At 40.5% G+C, this 22,874-nt stretch carries 25 protein-coding genes; 19 read left to right on the top strand and 6 right to left on the bottom strand.

Annotated elements, in window-relative coordinates:
• Window positions 1–15 precede the first annotated feature (15 nt).
• Together G3O08_RS02765 and G3O08_RS02760 are read left to right on the top strand one after the other, a co-directional pair.
• Window positions 16–987 (top strand): DUF3078 domain-containing protein, encoded by a 972-nt coding sequence (locus tag G3O08_RS02765; RefSeq protein ID WP_163283152.1) that lies wholly within the window; start codon window positions 16–18, stop codon window positions 985–987.
• Between the two features lie 421 nt (window positions 988–1,408).
• The gene (locus G3O08_RS02760) at window positions 1,409–1,864 is read left to right on the top strand and encodes a hypothetical protein (protein ID WP_163283151.1); all 456 of its coding nucleotides are present in this window, start codon (window positions 1,409–1,411) and stop codon (window positions 1,862–1,864) included.
• 97 nt (window positions 1,865–1,961) lie between these two features.
• Here G3O08_RS02760 and G3O08_RS02755 read toward each other — a convergent pair whose 3' ends face one another.
• Window positions 1,962–3,401, bottom strand: a complete 1,440-nt coding sequence (locus G3O08_RS02755) for an ATP-dependent DNA helicase (RefSeq protein ID WP_163283150.1) — start codon at window positions 3,399–3,401, stop codon at window positions 1,962–1,964.
• A gap of 145 nt (window positions 3,402–3,546) precedes the next feature.
• Between G3O08_RS02755 and G3O08_RS02750 the strand changes: the two genes are divergently transcribed.
• The 10 genes from G3O08_RS02750 to G3O08_RS02705 all read left to right on the top strand — a co-directional run bounded on the left by G3O08_RS02750 (window position 3,547) and on the right by G3O08_RS02705 (window position 13,991).
• Window positions 3,547–4,350: a hypothetical protein gene (locus G3O08_RS02750; protein WP_163283149.1), complete on the top strand. Its 804-nt coding sequence runs from the start codon at window positions 3,547–3,549 to the stop codon at window positions 4,348–4,350.
• The gene (locus G3O08_RS02745) at window positions 4,313–5,158 is read left to right on the top strand and encodes a DUF3822 family protein (protein ID WP_163283148.1); all 846 of its coding nucleotides are present in this window, start codon (window positions 4,313–4,315) and stop codon (window positions 5,156–5,158) included. Before G3O08_RS02750 ends, G3O08_RS02745 begins: the two co-directional genes overlap by 38 nt.
• Entirely contained in the window at window positions 5,146–5,679 is a 534-nt protein-coding gene (gene rsmD / locus G3O08_RS02740; protein WP_163283147.1) for a 16S rRNA (guanine(966)-N(2))-methyltransferase RsmD, read from the top strand. The genes G3O08_RS02745 and rsmD overlap by 13 nt, the downstream gene beginning before the upstream one ends.
• 46 nt (window positions 5,680–5,725) lie before the next feature.
• Entirely contained in the window at window positions 5,726–6,325 is a 600-nt protein-coding gene (locus tag G3O08_RS02735) for a KpsF/GutQ family sugar-phosphate isomerase (protein ID WP_163283146.1), read from the top strand.
• Window positions 6,322–7,101 (top strand): 3-deoxy-8-phosphooctulonate synthase, encoded by a 780-nt coding sequence (gene kdsA / locus G3O08_RS02730; RefSeq protein WP_163283145.1) that lies wholly within the window; start codon window positions 6,322–6,324, stop codon window positions 7,099–7,101. Before G3O08_RS02735 ends, kdsA begins: the two co-directional genes overlap by 4 nt.
• Before the next feature lie 3 nt (window positions 7,102–7,104).
• Window positions 7,105–7,575: a pantetheine-phosphate adenylyltransferase gene (coaD, locus tag G3O08_RS02725; RefSeq protein ID WP_163283144.1), complete on the top strand. Its 471-nt coding sequence runs from the start codon at window positions 7,105–7,107 to the stop codon at window positions 7,573–7,575.
• A complete protein-coding gene (locus G3O08_RS02720) occupies window positions 7,562–8,938 on the top strand; it encodes a TlpA family protein disulfide reductase (protein WP_163283143.1) in 1,377 nt (458 codons plus the stop codon). Before coaD ends, G3O08_RS02720 begins: the two co-directional genes overlap by 14 nt.
• Before the next feature lie 430 nt (window positions 8,939–9,368).
• Complete coding sequence (locus G3O08_RS02715) at window positions 9,369–9,659, top strand: hypothetical protein (RefSeq protein ID WP_163283142.1); 291 nt, start codon at window positions 9,369–9,371, stop codon at window positions 9,657–9,659.
• Between the two features lie 29 nt (window positions 9,660–9,688).
• A complete protein-coding gene (locus G3O08_RS02710) occupies window positions 9,689–11,350 on the top strand; it encodes a proton-conducting transporter transmembrane domain-containing protein (protein WP_163283141.1) in 1,662 nt (553 codons plus the stop codon).
• A 130-nt stretch (window positions 11,351–11,480) separates the two neighbouring features.
• Window positions 11,481–13,991, top strand: a complete 2,511-nt coding sequence (locus G3O08_RS02705) for a YbcC family protein (RefSeq protein ID WP_163283140.1) — start codon at window positions 11,481–11,483, stop codon at window positions 13,989–13,991.
• 8 nt (window positions 13,992–13,999) lie between these two features.
• Here G3O08_RS02705 and G3O08_RS02700 read toward each other — a convergent pair whose 3' ends face one another.
• Complete coding sequence (locus G3O08_RS02700; RefSeq protein ID WP_163283139.1) at window positions 14,000–14,617, bottom strand: NUDIX hydrolase; 618 nt, start codon at window positions 14,615–14,617, stop codon at window positions 14,000–14,002.
• Window positions 14,618–14,625: 8 nt separating this feature from the next.
• Between G3O08_RS02700 and pyrE the strand changes: the two genes are divergently transcribed.
• A complete protein-coding gene (gene pyrE, locus G3O08_RS02695) occupies window positions 14,626–15,267 on the top strand; it encodes an orotate phosphoribosyltransferase (RefSeq protein ID WP_163283138.1) in 642 nt (213 codons plus the stop codon).
• A 3-nt stretch (window positions 15,268–15,270) separates the two neighbouring features.
• Window positions 15,271–15,672, top strand: coding sequence for an SRPBCC family protein (locus tag G3O08_RS02690; protein ID WP_163283137.1), 402 nt, complete (start codon window positions 15,271–15,273; stop codon window positions 15,670–15,672).
• On the opposite strand, the gene G3O08_RS02685 is transcribed toward G3O08_RS02690, so the two are convergent.
• A complete protein-coding gene (locus G3O08_RS02685) occupies window positions 15,662–16,396 on the bottom strand; it encodes a biotin--[acetyl-CoA-carboxylase] ligase (RefSeq protein WP_163283136.1) in 735 nt (244 codons plus the stop codon). The two genes, G3O08_RS02690 and G3O08_RS02685, sit on opposite strands and share 11 nt — an antisense overlap.
• Window positions 16,397–16,476: 80 nt before the next feature.
• Here G3O08_RS02685 and rsfS point away from each other — a divergent pair, with 80 nt between their 5' ends.
• From rsfS to G3O08_RS02660, 5 genes are read left to right on the top strand one after another with little or no spacing between them, the layout of a single operon-like run.
• The gene (rsfS, locus tag G3O08_RS02680; protein WP_163283135.1) at window positions 16,477–16,851 is read left to right on the top strand and encodes a ribosome silencing factor; all 375 of its coding nucleotides are present in this window, start codon (window positions 16,477–16,479) and stop codon (window positions 16,849–16,851) included.
• Window positions 16,852–16,872: 21 nt separating this feature from the next.
• Complete coding sequence (gene ftsH / locus G3O08_RS02675) at window positions 16,873–19,008, top strand: ATP-dependent zinc metalloprotease FtsH (protein WP_163283134.1); 2,136 nt, start codon at window positions 16,873–16,875, stop codon at window positions 19,006–19,008.
• 6 nt (window positions 19,009–19,014) lie between these two features.
• Complete coding sequence (locus G3O08_RS02670; RefSeq protein ID WP_262888927.1) at window positions 19,015–19,221, top strand: DUF2007 domain-containing protein; 207 nt, start codon at window positions 19,015–19,017, stop codon at window positions 19,219–19,221.
• Window positions 19,218–20,036: a phosphatidate cytidylyltransferase gene (locus G3O08_RS02665; protein ID WP_204336760.1), complete on the top strand. Its 819-nt coding sequence runs from the start codon at window positions 19,218–19,220 to the stop codon at window positions 20,034–20,036. The genes G3O08_RS02670 and G3O08_RS02665 overlap by 4 nt, the downstream gene beginning before the upstream one ends.
• Window positions 20,037–20,053: 17 nt before the next feature.
• On the top strand, window positions 20,054–20,713 hold the full coding sequence (locus G3O08_RS02660) for a phosphatidylserine decarboxylase family protein (RefSeq protein ID WP_163283131.1): 660 nt from the start codon (window positions 20,054–20,056) through the stop codon (window positions 20,711–20,713).
• Between the two features lie 3 nt (window positions 20,714–20,716).
• On the opposite strand, the gene G3O08_RS02655 is transcribed toward G3O08_RS02660, so the two are convergent.
• The 3 genes from G3O08_RS02655 to upp are packed head-to-tail and all read right to left on the bottom strand — an operon-like array spanning window position 20,717 to window position 22,539.
• The gene (locus G3O08_RS02655) at window positions 20,717–21,415 is read right to left on the bottom strand and encodes a YjjG family noncanonical pyrimidine nucleotidase (protein ID WP_163283130.1); all 699 of its coding nucleotides are present in this window, start codon (window positions 21,413–21,415) and stop codon (window positions 20,717–20,719) included.
• A gap of 4 nt (window positions 21,416–21,419) precedes the next feature.
• Window positions 21,420–21,884 (bottom strand): hypothetical protein, encoded by a 465-nt coding sequence (locus G3O08_RS02650; protein WP_163283129.1) that lies wholly within the window; start codon window positions 21,882–21,884, stop codon window positions 21,420–21,422.
• 7 nt (window positions 21,885–21,891) lie between these two features.
• Window positions 21,892–22,539 (bottom strand): uracil phosphoribosyltransferase, encoded by a 648-nt coding sequence (upp, locus tag G3O08_RS02645; protein WP_163283128.1) that lies wholly within the window; start codon window positions 22,537–22,539, stop codon window positions 21,892–21,894.
• Between the last annotated feature and the right edge of the window lie 335 nt (window positions 22,540–22,874).

The following is a 22,874-nucleotide window of genomic DNA, read 5'->3' as shown; positions in this document are numbered from 1 at the left end:
AAAATCCACGCTAAAATGAAAAAACTTTCCTTCTTATTCCTTCTGGGAATTCTTCCTTTTTTATCCTTCAGCCAGGTCAATGTAGATGGACTTAACGACGCCGACAAAGCCAAAATAAAAGCATTGCAAGAAAGAGCTGCAGCGACCGATACAATTTGGAAATTTGGAGGTTCGGCCGGATTAAATTTCAGCCAGGCCTACTTCAGTAACTGGGCTGCCGGTGGTCAAAACTCAATTTCCGGAACGGCATTTTTTAACGGATTTGCGAAATACACAAAGGGCCGCAATAGCTGGGACAACTCAATAGATCTGGCCTATGGATTGCAGGCGCTTGACAAAAAAGACCCGATTAAAACAGACGATAAAATTGATTTGACATCAAAATATGGCTACCAACTCAAAAATCCAAACTGGTATTATTCTGCCCTGTTTAATTTCCGATCGCAGTTTGCTCCGGGTTACGAGATTGAAGATGGTGAGGAAATAGGCCCGAAAATCTCGGATTTCTTTGCACCGGCATACATGATTTTTTCGCTCGGTATGGATTATAAGCCAAACGATAATTTTTCAGCACTTCTTTCGCCACTTACAACTAAAATTACGATTGTAAACGATGATAGACTAGCGCCTGATTTTGGAATTGATCCAGGAGATAATGTGAGATTTGAACTGGGAGCATTTGTAAAATTGACTTATCAAAAAGACATTTTTGAGAATGTGAATCTGCTTACCAGAATTGACCTATTTTCGAATTACGCCAACAATCCACAAAATGTGGATGTGAACTGGGAAACACTTATTTCGATGAAAATAAACAGCTGGCTTTCAGCATCTATCGCTACACAGCTCATATATGACGACGACATTATGATTGTAACAGATTCACGTGAAGTGATTGTTGATGGTGAACCAACTATTATCGAAAAACGAGGCCCGCGCACACAGTTTAAAGAAGTTTTTGCCCTTGGTCTTTCAGTGAAGTTTTAGGATTTCGGATTATTCCCTTCGGTCATGAACGCTTTGCTAAGTTGTTGATTTCAGATTTCAGATTGGGGATCGAGGGATGCAAAGCCTCGTCGATTTATCGAGAGGCTTTTTTGTTTGCGAATGCTTGATTTTTGGATAGCATTCACTTTATCGCGGAAAAACGATTCATTTCTATAGGTAGCGTGATGCATTTCGGTTTCATATTTCTCACAAAATGATAAATTGCATAACTCTCGCTATCAGATATTTAAAATGACGTTATTTATAATCTGCGCTGCTGCGAAATCCAAAGGCTCCAAACCCGATCTCTGCAACAGGAATTTGAAATCATCAATCTAAAATCATCAATCTGAAATCTTCAATCTGAAATCTTCAACATGGATGCTTTTTTTATTTAAATTAGCCATTTATAACACAAATTATGCTTAAGAATTCTCTAACAATCAGCGCATTACTTTTTGTAAGCCTGGCATTTTCGCAGCAGGTTGAATATAAAGTTGTAACATCGGTTGAGTCTATCGTTCCTATGGGAATAGGTCGATCCCGTATAATCGAATCCCAGCAGGAAATTTCTATTGAAGATTTGACCACTACCAGGACGGACGGCAAAAAAAGTGACCAGGGAACCGTAAACAGGAAGGATGCCAAAATTGACCATTTTGATGAAACGAAACTACTTAATTTCTACAGCGCAACGGGTATCAATTTTCAGAATATTGCATCAAATGATGCCCTGATTGCCGATAAAATCAACAAACTCGTTTCAGCAGGATGGGAATTAACATTTGTGGTAAGTGGTGTGGAAAGTGATTCAGGCAAAGACGACGGAACTGGAATTTTCATTATCCGGTATTTCTTTAAGCGAACGCTTAAATAGATAAATAGGCTCTTCGCCATTTGCGCTGCTGCGAAATCCATAGGCTCCAAACACGATCTCTGCAACGGCAATCTGAAATCATCAATCTAAAATCAGATCACTGAAATATCTTGTCGCTAAAATTCAGTAAATACAATCTTTCGCTGGCACGTGTTACTGCGGTATAGAGCCATCTAAAATACTCTTCGTTAATCATATCTTCAGTTACGTAGCCTTGATCTACAATTACCGCAGGCCATTGACCACCCTGGGCTTTATGGCAGGTTACTGCATAGGCGAATTTTATTTGCACTGCATTGTAATATTCATCTTGCTTTACAGCTTTTTTACGCTCTGCCTTTGTCGGCAAATGGTTGTAATCTTCTAAGACGCCACGGTATAATGTTTCCCAGTCTTTACTGCTCATTGAGGGGCCATCTACGTAAAGTGAATCTGTCCAGAGAACCATTTCAACTGGTGGCTCGTCGGGATAATCAATTAGACGGCTACTTACGTGAATAAAATTAAACCCGTAACGATTTACTTCTTTGCCAATGCGCAATACCTCCATTACATCGCCATTTGCTATAAATCCCGCTTTACTATCGTCGCCCAGCCAGTGGTAGTTATTTTTTACCGACATAATATAATCGCCGGCCGAAACAAGTTCTTCCCGGAAGAAAACACGGGCTCTTATTTCCTGATTAAACTGGTTGCATCGCTTATTTGATCTGCTCACAATGACACTTCCCTCTGTGCCGAACTTTCCAAACACTTCTTCCAGATAATCCTGAAGTTCCATTCCTGTAATTTGAATAACATCGGGTTTAGCAGGCAATTTTAGCGGAAGCTTATCCATACTGCCCCCCTCCAAACACGAACGAATATCTGTTGCAATGTCTAATATTCCCGAATCATCTTTTTGGCGCATTACTTCTGTGAGTTCGCAGAGGGCGGCAGTTAACGAAAACTCACTTTTCAAAAATTTTAAATCCAACGCCGGACTTATTGGACTCCCTACGGGTGGCAACTGTGCGCCGTCTCCTATAAGCATAAGCCTGCAATTCTGACCGTTATAAACGTATTCGAATAAATCTAAAAGGAGATTTCCACCTCCCGGTGCTCCATAATTTTCCCAACCGATCATTGATGCTTCATCGACTACAAAAACCGTGTTTTTATGCAAATTTCGGGCAGGAGAAAAAGCCATTCCCCCATTTGGAGTGCGTTGCTGAAAGTAAATTTTTTTGTGAATGGTATAAGCGCGGGCATCCGTATATCCACTAAGAACCTTGGCTGCCCTTCCCGTGGGAGCCAGCAAAACCGACCCCATACGAACGGCCGGCAAGGTGCGTACAAGCGTATTGACCATACTCGTTTTTCCGGTACCGGCATATCCCTTTACCATTAGCAGGCAATTGGGCTTGTCGCTAATCAGAAAACGAGCCATAGCTTTGATCAGCCGATGCTGAGATTCGGTAGGAATAAAGCCGAAATTATCGAGCAATAAGCCCTCAAGCTCCGGCGCACTACTTTTTGAATCGCTGGGATTGCTCATAATTCCAACAAATAACGTGACTTTAATGCTGAAAACAGGTAATTGTTCCTTCCCAAATTCAACCTTTGCTTAATTCGTTGCATCAAAGTAATGATGAAATAAAAAAAATTGTAGATTTGTTGCCACTCGTTTAAAATTAGAGCACATGCAAGAAATAGGACGCATAGTAGGCAGATATCTTTTTCCAATTCTGTTAATATTGATTGGACTTTCGTTATTACTCTTTTCCCAAGGTCAAACTATCTGGTATAAACTAGGCGGCGCGGGCATTTTAATTGTAGGAGTGCTGGGCTTCTTGTTTGTAAAAGGAATAATAAACAGACAGGTGCAGGTAATCGTTGCCGTAGTAATTGCAGTAGGTGCTTTATTTCTGGCGTTTAAAGATTACGATGTAATTAAAGACAGGCTAGCTTATGACACAAAGAAGCAAAAAATAGAGTCGCATATCATTCAAAGACTAAAGGATATTCGAAAAGCAGAGGTAGCTTATCAAAAAGAATACGGAGCGTATACTCCAAGTTTTGATACCCTTATCGATTTCCTCAAAAATGGACAAGTTTCACTAATTAAAAGATTCGGTGCACTTCCCGACACTGTTCCCACAGAAGAAATGGCACGTGAGCTTGGTTTAATTCATCAGATGCCCGATTCGCTGACAGAAGAACAGGTTATAGCCTCTGGAATGATTGTCCGCGACACAATACTTGTACCGGTTGATACCTACGTTTTTGACCAATCAGATTCAAGTAATAGAAAATACAAATTATATCTCGATTCCCTTCCGTATGTGCCGTTTGGAAAACACAAATTTGTGCTCGAAACAGGGACTGTTGAATCGGGTGGTGTTACCCAATCGGTTTTTTTAGTAAAAGACCCCAAACCTTTTGCTAATCAACTTATGGTAGGATCACTTGAAAAAGCAAATACAAGTGGTAACTGGAAAGAGTAAGATGATAGAAGGGCTCACACATTTTAATAGCCACTCTAAAGCTGATATTCAATCTATTGGGCTCATTTTTGAGCCCAATTTTTTTACAGCCTATTTCTACGGCGATTTAGATGCAAGAATTCCGGTCGCTTATGGCACTTTCAACTCTACGGTGCCGCTTCAGAGCAGCGAAATAAAAGCACTCAAGCCTATTTTTGCATTATCCTTTATGGGCGATTATACCCTTGTACCCCAGCAAGTATTTAATGATGAGGATGCCGGAAAGTATCTCAGCTTCAATACGTCGGCTGCTGCCAATGAAGCCGAATGGAATAGAATAATCGGTCTCGACTCTGTGCTGATATATAAACGCGACGAAAAATCTGAAACGACGGTAGAAAGAATATTTCCAAGTTTGCGCGTAAAACATGGTGTTGGCGCCCTTTTAGAATTTTGCAGACAAAACCAAAATGAAGACCATGAAGTTTTCTTTCATCAGTCTGGCGATGTTTTCGATTTAGTAATTTTCAGCAAATCAACCTTACTTTTCGCTAATTCCATTCACGCCAGCCATGCAGAAGATGCGCGTTATTTTCTGCTTTACACCTTAAAAACGCTTGGATTAAACACCGATATTAAAGTGAATTTTCTAGGCGCTTCCGCGAAAAACGAAAAGGTGATAGCCCTTCTAAAACCGTATTTACCTAAGTTGAACACAACGTTTAAAAGCCACGCATTTAGCGATAAGACATCCATAACAAATCTCCCCGATTCGCGTTTTGCAGCCGCTCATTGGGCAGGAATATACGCCTCTGTATGCGCATTATAAGCGGCAAGTATAAAGGCAGACGATTGTCGCCACCGGCCAATATAAAAGCACGACCTACAACCGACATGGCTCGGGAAGCACTTTTTAATGTTTTGCAAAACGAATTAGACATTCACGGAGCCGATGTGCTCGATCTCTTTTCGGGAACAGGAGCCATTTCACTCGAGTTTATTAGCCGCGGAGCAAACTCGGCCACAGCTATTGATGTGGAATATCTTTCTAAAAAATTTCTGGACGGTATAAAGAAAGAATGGGAAATTGACAATCTAAAAACCGTAAAAGCCGATGTTTTTAAATTACTCAAAAAGGCCGACCGTAGTTTCGACATTGTTTTTGCCGATCCACCTTATGCAGATCCGCGTTTTCCCGAATTGCCCGATATGATTTTTGATTCGGGATGGGTAAAACAAGACGGCTTATTGATACTGGAACACGGCTCTGAACACAATTTTGAGTCAAATCTGCGTTTTCAATCGCATAGACAATATAGCAGTGTGAACTTTAGTTTTTTCCGGAATTAAGGCAAATCGTCGGGAAAGGCTAATTTTGTAGTCCAAAATTAAGATTTTGACAAAAGAGAGAATCAAAGAACTGATTGCAAAAGAAATTGAAGCAATTCAGAATATCCCCATCGACGGGCAAATACGCGACGTCGTAGATTTGATATACGAACAAGTGCATGTAAAAGGTGGCAAAGTAGTGGTAAGCGGAATGGGAAAAGCAGGCCAAATAGGTGTAAACATTGCTACTACACTTAGCTCTACCGGCACCACGGCAGTTTTTATTCATCCGGCGGAAGCCCAACACGGCGACTTGGGAGTTATTCAAAAAAACGATGTGATTTTCGCCATTAGCAATAGCGGCAGAACACGCGAAGTTATTGAGCTTGAGTTTCTTGCCAAAAGACTTCATCCGGGTATAAAGTTTATCGTCCTTACCGGAAATAAAGATTCAGAGCTGGCAGAAAAAGCCGACCTCACATTATTTACCGGTGGCCCCCCGGAAATTTGCCCGCTTGGGCTTACTCCTACCACATCTACAACTGTAATGACTGTAGCCGGCGATGTACTCGTGGTGTTGCTCATGGAAAAAATAGGTTTTACAAAAGCAGAATATGCCAAGCGGCATCACAGCGGCTACCTTGGACAAAAAGCAAAAGAAGAATGAGAAAGTTTTTTTTAATCGCCGGCCCTTGCGCCATCGAAGAACGCGATACCGCATTTACAATTGCCAACGAAGTAAAGCGAATCTGCGACAATCTCGGCATTGAGTATATCTTTAAAGGTAGTTACGAAAAAGCTAACCGCAGCAAACTCGATAGCTTTACCGGAATCGAGAAGCAAACAGCATTGGAGATATTGAAAGAAGTGAGTGATAAACTTGGGATCGATAATATTACAGATGTGCACGAAAGCTATGAGCCGAAAGAGATTTCTGATTATGTTACGCATTTGCAAATTCCCGCTTTTCTTTGCCGTCAAACCAAGTTATTGCTTGCAGCCGGTGAATCGGGGTGCACTGTAAATATCAAGAAAGGACAGTTTTTAAGTCCTGAAGCGATGAAATTTGCAGTAGAAAAAGTGCGCTCAACCGGAAACGATAAAGTTTGGGTTTGCGAACGGGGAACGACTTTTGGATACACTGACTTAATTGTTGATGCCACAAGTATTTACCGTATGAAAAAGCTTGGCGTACCCACCGTAATGGACTGTACCCACAGCGTTCAAAAGCCAAATCAAACTTCTGGAATTACCGGCGGCGATCCAGAATTGATTGAAGCAATTGCTCTATCTGCTGCTGCAACCGGCGTTGACGGACTCTTTCTGGAAGTACACCCGGAGCCGCATAAAGCGCAAAGCGATCCTTTTACCATGCTACAGCTCGATAGATTGGAACCAATTTTAGAGAAATGCATGAAAATTAGAAAAGCATTAAACTATTAGACGATGGCAAGAATTGCAGTATTTCCCGGATCGTTTGACCCCATTACAAAGGGTCATGAAAATCTCATAAGACGGGCTCTTCCCCTTTTCGACAAGGTAATTGTGGCTATTGGTGTAAATGCCGATAAGAAATATATGTTTAGCCTGGAAGAGCGTAAAGAGTGGATACGCCAAACATTTTCGTTTGCAGAAAATTTTGAGGTGGGCAGCTACGAAGGCCTTACTGTAAATTATTGCCGCAGCGTAAACGCAAATTACATTATCCGCGGCCTGCGCAATGCCGAAGATTTTCAATTTGAAAGCTCTATTGCCCAAATGAATCGCGAGTTGGCCGCAGAAATTGACACAGTTTTTTTGGTGACCAGCCCCGAATATTCGGCTTACAGCTCGTCTATTGTGCGCGATATTTTGAGAAACGATGGCGATGTAAGCAAATTCATTCCAAATTCTATTCAGCTGAATGACGATTTATAGAGGACTATCCATATTATTCGTCTTGTTTTGCCTATCGGCGAAGGCCCAAAAAGCTGAAATCTCGGGAATTGCCAAAGAATGGTCCGGAAAAGAAATAAGGCTTCTAATTGAAAACGATCCCATTACAAAAACTTTCAGGCAGGTTGATTCTGACACGATTGTATCTGACGGAAGTTTTAAACTCACTGTTGACACCAGCGAAACTGCGCTCTACTGGCTGGCTGTCAAACGCTTTAAATCGCCTATATGGATTTCGCCCGCTACTGTTTATCCCATTTCTATCATTCCAAAGCCCGAAAATATTCTTGTGGATACCTGGCAAAACGGAAGTTTTGAATACGCTTTTCTGGCGCTTGACGCTGTAGACGTAAATAAAATGCTGGCCGATTTTGATACAAAGTATTATGATTTTTACCTTGATAATTCCCGGTTTATAGGAACATCACAACTTAAAAGAAAAGTTGCCGCATATGCCGAAGAGCAAAAAACGGATTCTGCAAACGCCTTTATTCATACCTATCAAATATACACCTTCGCAGAAATGAAACTTTCGAGCGGATTCAAAAAAAGCGATCTTTTTGAAGAATATTTGAACGATAAGCCCATCGAGCTGCAAAACATTGCCTGGTTTGATTTTTTTAATCTCTTTTACGCTGATTATTTCCAGACTTACGATCTGAAATTTGGCGGTGCTACAATTGCCAATAGGCTCAAAACAGGCCTACCGCCCGATAGCTTGTCGATTTTATTTAAGCAAGATGATTTTTTGCAAAACGATACCATTCGCCAGCTGGTAATCTTAAAATCAATTTCAGAAAGTTATTCCAATCCTGCATATCCTCTTGATAAACTCATAGCCATTGTAAATCTTATTGGCGAAACACCGGCATCAACAGAAGTGGGTGCCATTGCCAATCGATTAAAAGCAAAGATGGAAAACACGCTTATCGACAGCAACTTGGCGACCATTTCTAAAAACTGGAAACCGGGGTATATTGCTGAACAAGACACCTTGCCGACTATTTTGATGGTGACCACTGAGGGTAGTACTGCCTCCGAAAAAGAAGCTTTGGTTTTGAAATCGCTTTTTGAAAAGTATGAAGGCATTGCTCACTTTGCTGAAGTGCGAATCAGCGATGGGTCAAAACCGGCAACCCGCCCGTGGAAAGTTTATTACCCACAGAATCAAATGCAGTTTTTAGACCATTTTAATATTTATGGATTCCCACATTTTATATGGGTGGATGGCAACGGCACAATTCGTGAAAACGGAATTGAAAAGCCCAGTGAAGGTTTAGAATCACGACTGTTTAAAGTACAGACAGAGACAGATAATAGGAACAGAATCAAGGTCGGACAATAGAACGTAAACCTTTTATTCTCGGAGGAAAATCGACTCCCACCTCAATTGCGATAAGGAGCTTACTAGATTGATCCAGCTACAGTTACCGCCAGACATATATGAACTGCCGAGATAAGCATTGAATTGTCCTTCAATATTTTAAACACCATTCAAAAAGTGCCTCTCGAATATTCTCTTTTTCAATCTTAACAAAATTCAAGTACGCCTGGCTAACCGGCCAAAGCTTTTTTCATTATTGCCAAATCAATCGCCACTGCGTGATGCTAGGCAAACCTTTCGCTTTCTCTACCACCTTTAAGAATATACGTAGCTGATAAATCATATAATTCATAAAATTTATTTATGCTTTACATCACAAATATAAATAATAATATATGGATTAGAATCTCATACTTTGTACTGCGATTAAAAAAGTATGACCACTTCAAATATGGCACAAAGTCTCACAACGAAAAAGGAAGAGTTTGACTTTATAAAAGGCGACTTTGCTGCGGAAGATGCACAGGAAATTATACGCCACCTTTTTACCAAAAAAATAAGCTTTCACGAGCTAAAATCATTTAGTGCGCAAATTCAATTCGGTAAATCGGATCAAGATTCTCTAGACCGAATTAAAATCTTGAAAAACCGCATGAGCGCCATTGAGAAAGAAATTTTGATAGCCAAAGAACAGAGTAAAACGGTGCGCCTATCATCAAAAATATATATTGAACTTATCTAAACATCTTTCTAATAGCCAACTTATTTGCTATGACTGAACACCTACTAGCATCAATTGCCTTACTTTCTCCATTAGCATTTATTTTAACAGCTTTGATTTCATGGTTCCAGCCTGGAATCAGGCCTAATCTGGTAAAAAAACTGGGAGTTATCTCAGCCACTATTAGTATCACCATCGCCATAGTTTGCAGCGTTTTTGTTGTAAAATATTCCTTTCTGGAAACGGCTTTTTTTGGGATTGCTAATATTGGGTTAAGCTTACGGCTTGATTCAATTAGTGTAATTATGTTTTCTATGATTGCCCTGCTTAGCTTTATCATCATTCGTTTCAGCCTTAATTATTTAGATGGTGATAAGCGCCAGGGAGCTTTTATAGGTAGGCTCGCTGCCACCATTGCCGCAGTGCAATTGCTGGTACTCTCGGGAAATTTGGGTCTCTTGTTTTTAGCGTGGATCTCAACAAGCATCACTTTGCACCGTTTGCTTATTTTTTATCACGAAAGGCCAGGTGCCATAATAGCAGCGCGCAAAAAATTTATTATTGCTAGAGTAGCAGATGTCTGCGTTTTATCAGCCATTAGTATCCTTTACCAAATGTTTGGCACAGGAAATTTTGGAGATATCTTTACAATGATTAAATCTAATGTGGCCGCAAATATATCGATGGAAGGAATGGAAATTGTAGCATTGCTATTCGCAGCAGCTGCCATTTTAAAATCAGCACAATTTCCAACTCATGGCTGGCTTATTGAAGTAATGGAAACCCCGACGCCAGTATCTGCGCTGCTTCACGCAGGCGTTCTAAATGCCGGCCCATTCCTAATAATACGAATGGCTTATATAATGGATGCAACTACTTATGCTTCAATTGCTCTATTAATTATAGGTGGCTTTACCGCTCTATTTGCATCCGTAGTTTATCTCACCCAAACATCAGTGAAAACGGCTTTGGGATATTCCAGCGTTGGCCACATGGGGTTTAGTTTGATGGTATGCGGCTTAGGTGTGTTTCCGGCTGCTATGCTTCATCTGGTCGCACACTCATTCTACAAAGCTCACTCTTTTTTATCATCAGGAAGTGTAATCGATTTGATTCAATCTGCCAAAATTGTTTCTGCAAAACGAATAGGAAGCCCATTGAGAATAGGACTTGGAATTATACTCTCCTTTTCAGTGTACACTAGCTTTGCGCTAATTTGGGGAATTGATCCGAACACAGAGCTCGCACTTTTTGCCATTGGTGCAATAATAGTAATGGGCCTATCACGCCTGTTTACTGCAGCGCTCGATTCGACAGTTAGTTTAAAACTCATTTTAAGAGCCTCGCTACTTGCTGTGGTTGTTGCTGCTGCATTCTTTACTTTAGAAGCTGGAGCGCATCACTTACTGTCAGCTCAAATTCCAGTCCTCACAAATCCCAGCATCTTGGAAACAGGGTTGATAAGTGCCATCCTCATCATTTTTGGAATAACCGTTTTCATCCAAATCTTAGCACCCCTTTTTCGCGCCAAGCCAGCCTACATCAACTTGGCTATTCATTTAAGGAATGGACTGTATGCCAATGCCTTATTTGACAGAATGGTGAGAGCCCTCTATTCACACGGCAAGCCTGGCGAAGAACTTATAGACCCTTCTGATTTGAGACATAAGAAATCAATAAAACAAGTAGCATTTAAAGAGCAACCTGTCTAATTAGTGTCTGTCCATAAAGTCCAATATCAGCGTTGCACTTGGACTTTATGATCCAGCCACTTGAGTGTATTGACAGACTCTAATTAAGGTAAACCCAATTCCTAAAATTATCATCAGAAAGAAAAGCATCATGGTAGAAAATTCATTACGAAACGCCGGCTATTTTGAAAATTTAAGCGACGAGCAAGCCAAGCTGCTAAGCACATTAAGAACGGCTTGTAAAAAAATTGCTCCTGTATGGCCTTTAGAAAATTTTGTAGCGGTAAATCCATATCTGGGTCTTACGGACAAAAAATTTACCGAAGTGGCGCAGGAATTGGCGTATGCAGGAGCCATACAAATGACCCTTCCGGGTGGTTTTTATTTGGAAAAGATAAAGGCAGGAAAAATAACAAATGATGATATAGCCGCAGCTTTAAGAAGAAGAAACAGCAAGATAGAGGTAAAGGATTTTATTCAGAAAATTAATAAGCGACCTGAAAAACCCATAAAAATCAAAACCATTCCGATTATTGCAGAATCAGCCGCGCAGGTAACTCACAAAGATTGGAGCCGACTGGTTATTGCCAGAATTTCTGTTTGGGCTGCGTCTTATTTTGATAATGGCCAGGCTATTTGGTCGGCAGCCAATAAAAACAAAGGGTTGTTTATGGCCTGGAAAGCGGAAGCAGAAATAGATCGTACTCCCGAGATTAGTGGTCTTAAAAATTTTAGAAAACACATTAAACAACTCCCTGATCACCCATTGTATGCAGCGCAAGTAGCTCTTGATAAAATAGGTATTCCCGAGGAAGGGATTCCGCTTTATTTGCATAAAATTCTTTTGGGTGTTGGCGGATGGTCAGCCTATGCAGCGCGATTAGATTGGGATAGCGAACTATATGGTGGCAAAGATGGGAAGCTCATAGAGTTTTTGGCCATTCTTCTCTGCTGGGAAGCTTGCATACTCGATAGTTTGATGCACACATCGCTTTCACAAAAATGGAATGAAAATAAAGCTTTATACGGTCAGGTCAACATCCAAGTAGAAATTCAAGAGCAACTCTCTGAAAACTTGATTCTTCAGGAAGCTTTTGACATTGCGGCGCAGCGTAAATTGATAAGTAAATTTAAAAGTCAAAATTATATCAACGACAAATCTGTCCGTCCCAAAGCTCAAGCTGTTTTCTGTATTGATGTGCGTTCAGAAGTTTACCGCAGAAACCTCGAAGCGGTTAATGCTAAAATCGAAACCCTCGGGTTTGCCGGTTTTTTTGCTTTTTCTATCAATTATCTACCTATTGGGCATAAGGTTGGCGAAGCACAATGCCCGGTTCTGCTTAAAACAGGACCGAATATTCTGGAACAAATGCCCGATGAAAAAGAACAGAAAGGCGTATTTAACAACAGGATTTTAAGCCGGCAAATTCAACAAGTTTGGAAAACATTTAAATCTGGTGCTATAACCTGTTTCAGTTTTGTTAGTCCATTAGGTCTCACCTATCTTCCAAAACTATTTACAGATTCATTTGGCATAACCAGGCCGGTACCCAATCCAAATAAAACCGGTATGACCAATAATACCTCTAGTAAAAAAAGCATAAGCCTAAAATCAGAGATCGTTGATGGGAAATCTTTCGGAATTCCAATAGATCAGCAAATAGAAATGGCGAAAAACGCGCTGATTGCCATGTCCTTAGCAGAAAATTTTGCCCCCTTTGTTCTCATAACCGGCCACGGGTCAACAATGGTAAATAATCCGCATGCTTCGGGATACGATTGTGGCGCATGTGGAGGACATACCGGTGAGGCTAATGCCAAAGTAGCCGCAGCAGTTTTAAATAATAATGAAGTAAGAGAAGGGCTTAAGAAAGCGAATATTTTTATTCCGAAAGACACTACATTTTTAGCGTGCCTGCACGATACCACAACTGATGAAGTAGGCATATACAATGAAAATGATGTACCCATCAATCAAAAAGAAGCTTTGGCCGAAATTAAAAAATCTCTCAGGTTGGCAGGTAACGCGACCAGATTAGAGCGATCGCTTAAGCTTTCACCAACTGGAAATGATGTGAGCAAGTCTATTATTGCGCGAAGTAAAGACTGGTCGCAAGTGCGGCCGGAATGGGGTCTGGCAGGCTGCTCTGCATTTGTAGTCGCACCGCGCTCAAGATCTAAACACATTGATTTAGGCAGTAGCACGTTCTTACATTCCTACAACTGGAAAAGAGATACCCAATTCTCAGTTCTGGAACTCATTATGACTGCCCCAATGGTTGTTACCGCATGGATAAATCTGCAATATTACGGCTCTACAGTAGATAACAAAACCTTTGGTTCGGGAAATAAAACCCTCCACAATGTTACAGCCGGCATCGGCGTATTAGAAGGCTACTCGGGCGATTTGCGCGTAGGGCTGCCCATTCAATCCATTCACGATGGAGAGCGTTATCAGCATGAACCCTTAAGGCTAAATGTAATAGTTGAAGCGCCCATGGCAGAGATGAATCGTATCATTGAAAAACACCAAATGGTGAAAGAATTGTGCGACAATGGCTGGATTAATTTACTGGCTATGAACGAAGAAGGAATGGTCTCGCACCGCTATACCGGAAATTTGAGTTGGGAAAGACTAAATGCAGTCTCAAGTACCAATTGAGCCAAAAATTAAGCACCAAGCACCAAAAACTGATTAACAACCTCTTTTATAGAAGCATACGTTTCCAGATTATCCCAATTGAATTCTTCTATTTTCACCCACTCCACTTTATCAATCCCCTCATCGCCTTGCGGAACAAATTCTTCTTGATTGCTAATCATGGAGTACCAAAAAGTGCGTTTTAAATAAGTAAAACCCTTCATTGAGTAAACGTGGTATGTGGTGGTAATTTTGTCAACCAGCTGCAAGTCTGTAATACCACATTCCTCTTCTACCTCTCTCAAAGCTCCATCACTGGCGTGTTCGCTTTCTTCGAGCTTGCCCTTAGGCAAATCCCATAAACCGTTCCGGTGAATAAGAAGTAATTCATTCCTGCTATTGGTTACTAAACCACCTGCAGCATCAATTTCCACAAAATGACTTCTAAAATCGGCCCAAAGCTCTTCTACATCAGTGCTTAAAATAACTACTGCACTAACGAATTTTGATTCATTGAGCAAGGCAATCACAAAGTGTAGCTCTTCAAAATCTTCATAACGCAAAAGTAAGACCCCCTTACCGAGGACATCATATTCATATTTATCTGTAAGTAAAACGAACTTGTCGTTGAAGAAAACTTTATACATTTGCAGCCATGCAATCTAAACGTGATTCGGCTCTAAAAGTAGCAGAATTTCTCCTACAAGTCAAGGCTGTTAAACTTCAGCCCGAAAATCCATTTACCTGGGCAAGCGGATGGAAGTCGCCTATATATTGCGACAACCGTGTAACCCTCTCATATCCAAAGATTCGGACATTTATACGTCAAAATTATGTGGATGCCATTTTAGAAAATTTTGGAAAACCAGATGTAATAGCGGGCGTGGCTACAGGCGGAATCGCTCAAGGTGCCCTTATCGCTCAGGAGCTTGGAGTTCCTTTTGTATATGTACGTTCGTCTACTAAAGGCCACGGCATGCAAAACATGATTGAAGGTCATTTAGAGTCAGGCCAGTCTGTTGTCGTTATTGAAGATTTAGTATCAACCGGAAAGAGCAGTTTGCTCGCGGTAGATGCGCTTCGCGCATCAAACGCATCGATAAAAGGCATGGCTGCCATATTTACTTATGGTTTTGAACGCGCTAAAGAAGCTTTCGAAAAAGCAGACGTACAGCTGGTAACTCTAACAGATTACAGCAACCTGATAAAGCAAGCCGTAAAAGCCGAATATATTGACCAAAAAGAAGTAGAATCATTAGAAAATTGGCGCGTTTCGCCTGAAACCTGGGGACAGTAAGCAATGAAAATAGAAAGTAAAAAAGTAAATGTACCTGCGGGTCGCGAAAAAGTATTCAAATATATTACTGATCTAAATAATTTCAATAATCTTCTTCCAGAAGACCGCATTTCTGAATGGGAAAGCACTGAAACCTACTGTAGTTTTAAAGTACAGGGTACGGCAACAATAGATTTAAATTTGAAAGATAGTACCGAGTTTGACCACATCCTTCTTGAAAGTGGCGAAAAATCACCATTTCCATTTACATTAAATATTTATTTGTCTGGAAATGATGACGAAACCACGGTTTATCAAATAATGGAAGCCAAGGTAAATCCATTTTTAAAAATGATGGTGCAAAAGCCGCTTACCAATCTTTTTGATTTCATAGCTGACAGGCTGACCGAAAAAGTTAGTAATTAATCGTGACTTCTTTTGTTCGGTAATTTAAGGCATTCCCTTGTTTTGATTTAACGAGCATTACGCCGGCATTATCTACTTCGCGTATTTTTCCATAAAAGCTGCGGTTTTCTTCTGTGAAATTTATCCATTCATGTGCACCGTATAGTGCATTCATATAGCGCCACTCAATATCATCATAATAGCCGTCAGTAATCGGCTTTAGACAAGCGTTTAGTTCGCGAATTAAATCGGTCAGAATTTCATTCACAGAAATTGATTCTCTCAATTGCAGCGCGATACTCGTGGCTTTTAAGCCTATGGGAAATTCGCCTTGATTCACGTTTAATCCAAGTCCAAAAATGGTGTACTTTTGTGAATCAATTATTTTGGTTTCGAGTAGAATACCGCAAATTTTTTGGTCAGAAACCAGTATGTCGTTGGGCCATTTTATAGAAACATCTGTTTTAAGTCGCTTGCAAAGCAGGTCGTAAATTGCCACCGAAACAGCTTTAGAAAAAATAAAATGCTCGTGGATATTCAGAAAATCTGACCTTAAAGCAAAGCTAAAAGTGAGGTTTTGACCGGAAACACTCTGCCAAAAGCTGCCGCGCTGTCCGCGCCCTTCCGTCTGAAAATGTGCCAGAATTACATCTCCCTCTTCGTAATCACCGCTAATTAGCTGTTTGGCAACATAGTTGCTTGTGCTATCAAGAGAATTAAACTGAGTAATTTTATTTCCTATCATAAAAAGGTGATTTGCATCTGATCTATACCTAAACGATGGGCTAAATTGCTTAATTTTGCTGACTTGAGTAAATCAAATTAATGGTAAACAAAAACATTACTTCATCCCAAGACCTCGCCGAGGCCGCTGTGCGCGGAATTCAAGAGGTGAAAGGGCACGAAATATTATCTATTGACCTGCGAAAAATCCACAATTCTGTTAGTGATTTCTTTATCATCTGCCATGGAACTTCACATGTTCAGGTAGATGCTATTGCGCGTTCTGTAGAAAAAATAATTTATAGCGAAACTGGCGAATCGCCGTTTCATAAGGAAGGAAAAGAAAATGCAGAATGGATTCTGCTAGACTACTTTAATATCGTAGTCCACATCTTTAACGAAGAAGCACGGGAGTTTTACAACCTCGAAAAACTTTGGGCGGATGCCGATGTTAAACAAATTGAATATCAGTTTTAAGCTGATTGATAAATTAGGGAAATGACAGAAAAGAAAGATAATAATAAAGACAATAAGCAGTACAAAAACCTGAAGAAGAAAATTACGCCTCCGACGGGTGGTAGTGGTGGCAACGGCGATAAGAATTCAAAAAAGCCTTTTAACTTCTACTGGATTTACGCCATTATTGGAGTTGTGCTTATATCGCTCAACCTTTTTAACTGGAATGGCAACATGACAGACATCAATTTGACCGAGTTTGAGCAAATGGTTGAACAAGGTGAAGTAGAACGCGTAGTGGTTTACAATAAGCAGATGGCCGAAGTGTTTTTAAAGAAAGAAGCACTAAAGAAGGAAAAGCACAGCAAGCGCATTAAATCTCCGCTTATTTCAGGAGCACAAAATTCGGGTCCGCATTATAAATTTGATATTGGGCCGGCAGACAGCTTTCAGGAAAAACTAGATAGCTGGAGCAGCGAGTACAACCTGGCATATGATTATAAAACACGCAGCGATTGGGGTAAGGAACTCTTTACCTGGGTGCTCTTTATCGGAATTATGATTGCTGTATGGATGTTTGTTATGCGCCGAATAGGCGGTGGCGGTGGTGCCGGCGGACAGATTTTCAATATCGGTAAATCAAGAGCGCAGTTATTTGATAAAACCAAACAAACCTCTACAACATTTAATGATGTAGCCGGTCTGGAAGGTGCCAAAGAAGAAGTGCAGGAAATTGTAGATTTCCTTAAAAACCCGAAAAGATATACCACTCTGGGTGCTAAAATTCCAAAAGGAGCACTTTTAGTAGGACCTCCCGGAACAGGGAAAACCCTGTTGGCGAAAGCCGTTGCAGGAGAAGCACAAGTACCGTTCTTCTCACTTTCGGGTTCAGACTTTGTAGAAATGTTTGTTGGAGTTGGCGCTTCGCGCGTACGCGACTTGTTTAAGCAAGCCAAAGAAAAGGCACCGGCAATCATATTTATCGACGAGATTGATGCCATAGGTAGAGCACGTGGTAAAAACGCGAGCATGGGCGCCAACGATGAACGAGAGAATACACTAAATCAGCTACTTACAGAGATGGATGGTTTTGGAACAAACAGTGGAGTAATCATTCTCGCGGCCACCAACCGCGCCGACATATTAGACAGAGCACTTATGCGTGCAGGTCGTTTCGACAGACAGATTTACGTTGATATGCCTGACTTAAATGAGCGAAAAGAGATTTTTAAAGTCCACCTAGCTCCTATTAAAGTAGACAAATCTATTGATGTTGATTTTCTTGCCAAGCAAACACCTGGATTTAGCGGTGCAGATATTGCCAATATTTGTAATGAAGCAGCACTTATTGCAGCGCGACGCAAGAAAAAAATGGTAACCAAGGAAGATTTTCTCGATGCCGTAGACCGTATTATCGGAGGCCTTGAGAAGAAGAATAAGATTATTACCAAGAAAGAGAAAAAAGTTATTGCCTATCACGAAGCTGGTCACGCTACTGTATCGTGGTTGCTTGAGCACGCTTCTCCATTGGTAAAAGTCACCATTGTTCCCCGTGGGCAGTCGCTCGGCGCAGCGTGGTATCTCCCTGAAGAACGCCAACTAAATACCATTAATCAAATACTTGATGAAATGTGTGCAGCCCTGGGTGGACGAGCCGCAGAGAAAGTGGTTTTTGATGAAATTTCTACCGGCGCTTTAAGCGATTTAGAGAAAGTAACCAAGCAAGCTTATGCGATGGTAACAGTGTATGGACTGAATGAAGAAATTGGAAACATTAGTTTCTACGACTCTTCAGGATCGTCTGATTACAATTTCACCAAACCGTATAGCGAGAAAACATCTGAAAAAATTGACGCGGAGGTTAAAAAAATTATCGAAGCTCAATATGAACGTGCTAAGCAAATTTTGCGCGAGAATGAAGAAAAACTTACCCTACTTGCCACTCAGCTGCTAGAAAAAGAAGTGATTTTTAAAGAAGACTTGCAGAAGATATTTGGCAAGCGACCTTACGAAACTGAGGAGCATTTAATACCGACCAGCCATGAAGATGACGAAAAAAAGCTTCGTCCGGCTAGTGAAAAACCAACTTCATTAGGTGAAGGAATCTCTGAAAATCTAGAAACCGAAGACGATCAGGAAAACATTGCCGAGGTAAATACCAAGGACGGAAAGGACTAAGAATAGATGGAAAAGGATTGGGTCTTGGTTTACAGCTCTAGGCAAATGCATAAAATTCAGCTGTTGAAGCATTTACTCAGTTCATATGACATAGAATCAATTGTTTTAAACCAACAAGATTCTATTTACGTAACCATCGGCGACATAAATTTATTGGTCTTAAACACCGATGTTATTCATGCAAATAAAATAATTAGCGAAGCCCAGTTGTGAGAGAACTCTTTTTAAGAATATCAACAGGGCTAGTGTTCCTTATAGTAGTAATAAGTTCTATTGTTTACAATCCTTATACACTCGCTTCGCTATTTTACGTGGTGGGTGTATTGGGTATGCTTGAATATTATAGTCTTGCCAAAATTGGTGGTACCCATCCGCAAAGCACGCTGGGGGTAATTACCGGTACTGTTCTTTATATAGCCATAGAATTAGTGAAGCTAAATGTAGTGCCCATACAATACGTGGGATTGAGCATACCATTCTTTATTGCAATTTTCATCTATGAGCTGTACCGCCAGCGGCCAGACCCTTTCAATAATATTGCCCATACCATCATCGGAATTATTTATGTAATGGCACCGCTTGCATTGCTAAACGTGTTTAGCTTTGAAGAAATCATTCACGAATATCAACCTGAAATTGTTCTTGGGTTTTTCGTTATGCTTTGGCTGAATGATACCGGTGCATACGCTTTTGGCAGACTGTTTGGCCGACACAAACTTTTTCCGCGTATATCGCCCAATAAAACTTGGGAAGGATTGATAGGTGGAATGCTTGCCGCAATAGGTGGCGGATGGATAATATCCATATATTACCAACAATTTACAGTTCAAAATTGGCTTATTCTCGCCATTCTAATCACCATCTCGGCTTCTTTTGGCGATTTGGTTGAGTCTATGTTAAAGCGCAGTCTCAAGGTGAAAGATTCCAGCAATTTATTGCCCGGACATGGCGGAATATTAGATAGATTTGACGGCGTATTGCTGGCTAGCCCAATCGTATTTACGTACCTTATGATTTTTGTCCATTAACTTAACTCTACAGAAACATGAAATTGCACCGCGAAGGAACCCTTATTATGCTCACTACTTTCTTACTTATCGTGGGTATCAATCTATTGGTTTATTGGCTTGCGCCGAATATATTTCTCGCATTTTCCATTCCCGTTACACTGATTTTTTTCTTTTTGGTTGTGCAATTTTTCCGCGTTCCGAAGCGTGTTATTACATCAGATGAAAATCTGGTAATATGCCCTGCCGACGGAAAGGTTGTAGTAATTGAAGAAACGACTGAAACTGAATATCTCAAAGACAAACGTATTCAGGTATCCATATTTATGTCGCCATTAAATGTGCACATAAACTGGTACCCCATCAGCGGAATCGTCAAGTACTTTAAGTATCACAAGGGAAAATACCTGGTGGCTTGGCACCCAAAGTCAAGCACCGATAATGAACGTACTACAGTTGTGGTTGAAAACAGTAAGGGTGTGTCTGTACTTTTCAGGCAAATAGCCGGAGCGGTAGCCCGTCGTATTATTTGCTATTCAAAACCGGGTACTGAAGTTAGCCAGAGTACCGAGTTTGGTTTTATCAAATTCGGATCGCGTGTAGATGTTTTCCTTCCGCTTGGCAGCGAAATAAAAGTGAATATCGACGACAAAGTTGTTGGATCTAAAACTGTTTTGGCTGTTTTACCAAAAAGCTAAGTTTTACAGAATAACCTTCAACTCTTCAAGCGATTTAATCTCAAAAGTAATATCGTCGTGATCGTGTGAAATTTCTAATGGATTGAAATACACCTGATCCATCCATACTTTTTTTGCACCCAATATATCCGCCGCCAAATCGTCGCCTATCATTAGCGAGTCTGCCGGAATAGTCTTGGCTAGTTTGCAGGCCAGATTAAAAACTATCGGATCGGGTTTTCGCGCCATAGCCCGCTCGCTGGTTATTATGTGTTTAAAAAACGGCTGCAAACCAGATTCCTGCATCTTAATATTTTGCACCTCTTCAAATCCATTGGTGATAATGTGTAGTGCGTATTTTTCGGAAAGATACTCAAGCGTTTCAATCGCTTTAGGCATCAACGTTTTTTGGTATGGACTTATTTTGATGTAGTTTTCATCGAGTTTAACTCCCAAATCTTCATTCTCACAACCAAAATGAGCAAGTGCTTCGCTAAACCGTCGTCTCCTCAAATCATTTTTTTTGATATTACCCATGCGATACCATCCCCATAACCGCTCATTGATAAGCTGATACCGCGAAATAAACTCATTTAAATCGGCTACTCCTTCTCCCTTTAGATTAAACGTGTCATATATTTCACTTAAGGCAAATTTCGAATTTGTATCAAAATCCCAAAGGGTTCTATCTAAATCAAAAAATAAGTGTTTGTAACGGCGCATTAATTTACCAATTTGATTTTATATAAAAAACAATCGTTGTAAGAAACAGCGACCAGATAAAAGTAGATAGAAGCAACAAGGGATAGGTGAGTTTATTATGTCGGTAAAATTTTGCTGCTACTACGCATCCTATTGGAATACTGAGCAACGCCGGGGTAATGATGATTAACCCTATTAACCCAAACGAAACCTTGATTTTAATAATACGGCGATTCTTTTTGGTAAAAACTTTTTTGGGAGAATTTTGAAAACGAGAAAATTTAGATCGTGATTTTATCCCTTCAATTTTTTCTATTGCCCACATCCCGAAAAAATAGAAAAATGTTATCCCCGTCATTCCACCAACAGTGGTAATAAGAATGGTTTCAAAAAAGGAGAACCCCGAAACCAAAGCAGTACCGGGAGCCCACATAAACTTTACAGTACTGAGAAAGAACACGCTCAATATTTTAGCAATGATCGTGCTCACCTCTCATTTATTTTGCGCCATAGCAAAGGTCTCCTGCATCTCCCAAGCCGGGCACAATATACGCTTGAGCAGTAAGCTCATCGTCAATTGCCCCTACCCAGATGGTGGTGTTGGGAGGAGCATTTTTTCTAACCAGGCTTATTCCTTCTTTGGTAGCGAGCAGGGTTACAATATGATTGTGAGAAGGCGCACCGTTTTTAAGTAATGCCCTATGTACTTTCACCATTGATGAACCCGTTGCCAGCATGGGATCAACAAGTATAAGCTCACGCTTATCCAAATCAGGACAGCTCATATAATCTACTTCTACTTTAAAATCGCCTTCATCTTTTGAATGCATTCTATATGCTGATACAAAAGCCGAATCAGCATGATCGAAATAATTTAGCATACCCTGGTGAAAAGGAAGTCCGGCGCGCATAATTGTTGCCAGCACAGGATACTGCTTTGGCACCCGCATACTTGCACTACCCAGAGAAGTGGTAACATCTACAACTTCATACTCCAATTTTTTACTAATCTCGTAGGCGAATATTTCACCAAGACGTTCCAAATTTCTTCTGAAACGCGCCCGGTCTGTTTGAATTTTTTCATCGCGCACTTCACGTAAAAACTGGTTAAAAATTGAATTCTGAAGTCCTATTTCTTGAATCATGTTCTGGTTTTAAAGATGCTAAAATTAAGGATTTCAGCGGTGAAATACCTACTAATAGCTGTTTTATGATAAAAATCATATCAACAGTTTCAATATGACAATCAAAAGCATAAAGTCGCTATCATTAATCTAATCTATATACACATCGTGGTCTGAAAGTTTTGAGAATGTATAACAACAATCAATCAACGCCTTCCCGCGCCCCCGACCCCTAAAGGAATTAGCGTGTACTTAAGAACTCCCTGTTATTAGGCGTTCTATATGATTTGTCCTGTCTTTCCTATGTTCATAGCTACAATAGTAAAGAATCCTTTCTATATGCTTTGGTAGACTAT

The sequence above is a fragment of the Cryomorpha ignava genome, from assembly GCF_010686655.1.
GTDB classification, from domain to species: Bacteria; Bacteroidota; Bacteroidia; order Flavobacteriales_D; family Cryomorphaceae; genus Cryomorpha; species Cryomorpha ignava.
This window is presented reverse-complemented; position numbering and strand designations above follow the sequence as displayed.

Coding starts and splice junctions, on each gene's coding strand:
- upp (WP_163283128.1), bottom strand. CDS start 22,539: ATGATTCAAGAAATAGGACTTCAGAATTCAATTTTTAACCAGTTTTTA.
- G3O08_RS02705 (WP_163283140.1), top strand. CDS start 11,481: ATGGTAGAAAATTCATTACGAAACGCCGGCTATTTTGAAAATTTAAGC.
- pyrE (WP_163283138.1), top strand. CDS start 14,626: ATGCAATCTAAACGTGATTCGGCTCTAAAAGTAGCAGAATTTCTCCTA.
- G3O08_RS02755 (WP_163283150.1), bottom strand. CDS start 3,401: ATGAGCAATCCCAGCGATTCAAAAAGTAGTGCGCCGGAGCTTGAGGGC.
- G3O08_RS02690 (WP_163283137.1), top strand. CDS start 15,271: ATGAAAATAGAAAGTAAAAAAGTAAATGTACCTGCGGGTCGCGAAAAA.
- G3O08_RS02660 (WP_163283131.1), top strand. CDS start 20,054: ATGAAATTGCACCGCGAAGGAACCCTTATTATGCTCACTACTTTCTTA.
- rsfS (WP_163283135.1), top strand. CDS start 16,477: ATGGTAAACAAAAACATTACTTCATCCCAAGACCTCGCCGAGGCCGCT.
- G3O08_RS02710 (WP_163283141.1), top strand. CDS start 9,689: ATGACTGAACACCTACTAGCATCAATTGCCTTACTTTCTCCATTAGCA.
- rsmD (WP_163283147.1), top strand. CDS start 5,146: ATGCGCATTATAAGCGGCAAGTATAAAGGCAGACGATTGTCGCCACCG.
- G3O08_RS02655 (WP_163283130.1), bottom strand. CDS start 21,415: ATGCGCCGTTACAAACACTTATTTTTTGATTTAGATAGAACCCTTTGG.
- G3O08_RS02750 (WP_163283149.1), top strand. CDS start 3,547: ATGCAAGAAATAGGACGCATAGTAGGCAGATATCTTTTTCCAATTCTG.
- G3O08_RS02700 (WP_163283139.1), bottom strand. CDS start 14,617: ATGTATAAAGTTTTCTTCAACGACAAGTTCGTTTTACTTACAGATAAA.
- kdsA (WP_163283145.1), top strand. CDS start 6,322: ATGAGAAAGTTTTTTTTAATCGCCGGCCCTTGCGCCATCGAAGAACGC.
- coaD (WP_163283144.1), top strand. CDS start 7,105: ATGGCAAGAATTGCAGTATTTCCCGGATCGTTTGACCCCATTACAAAG.
- G3O08_RS02765 (WP_163283152.1), top strand. CDS start 16: ATGAAAAAACTTTCCTTCTTATTCCTTCTGGGAATTCTTCCTTTTTTA.
- G3O08_RS02760 (WP_163283151.1), top strand. CDS start 1,409: ATGCTTAAGAATTCTCTAACAATCAGCGCATTACTTTTTGTAAGCCTG.
- G3O08_RS02720 (WP_163283143.1), top strand. CDS start 7,562: ATGACGATTTATAGAGGACTATCCATATTATTCGTCTTGTTTTGCCTA.
- G3O08_RS02685 (WP_163283136.1), bottom strand. CDS start 16,396: ATGATAGGAAATAAAATTACTCAGTTTAATTCTCTTGATAGCACAAGC.
- G3O08_RS02670 (WP_262888927.1), top strand. CDS start 19,015: ATGGAAAAGGATTGGGTCTTGGTTTACAGCTCTAGGCAAATGCATAAA.
- ftsH (WP_163283134.1), top strand. CDS start 16,873: ATGACAGAAAAGAAAGATAATAATAAAGACAATAAGCAGTACAAAAAC.
- G3O08_RS02715 (WP_163283142.1), top strand. CDS start 9,369: ATGGCACAAAGTCTCACAACGAAAAAGGAAGAGTTTGACTTTATAAAA.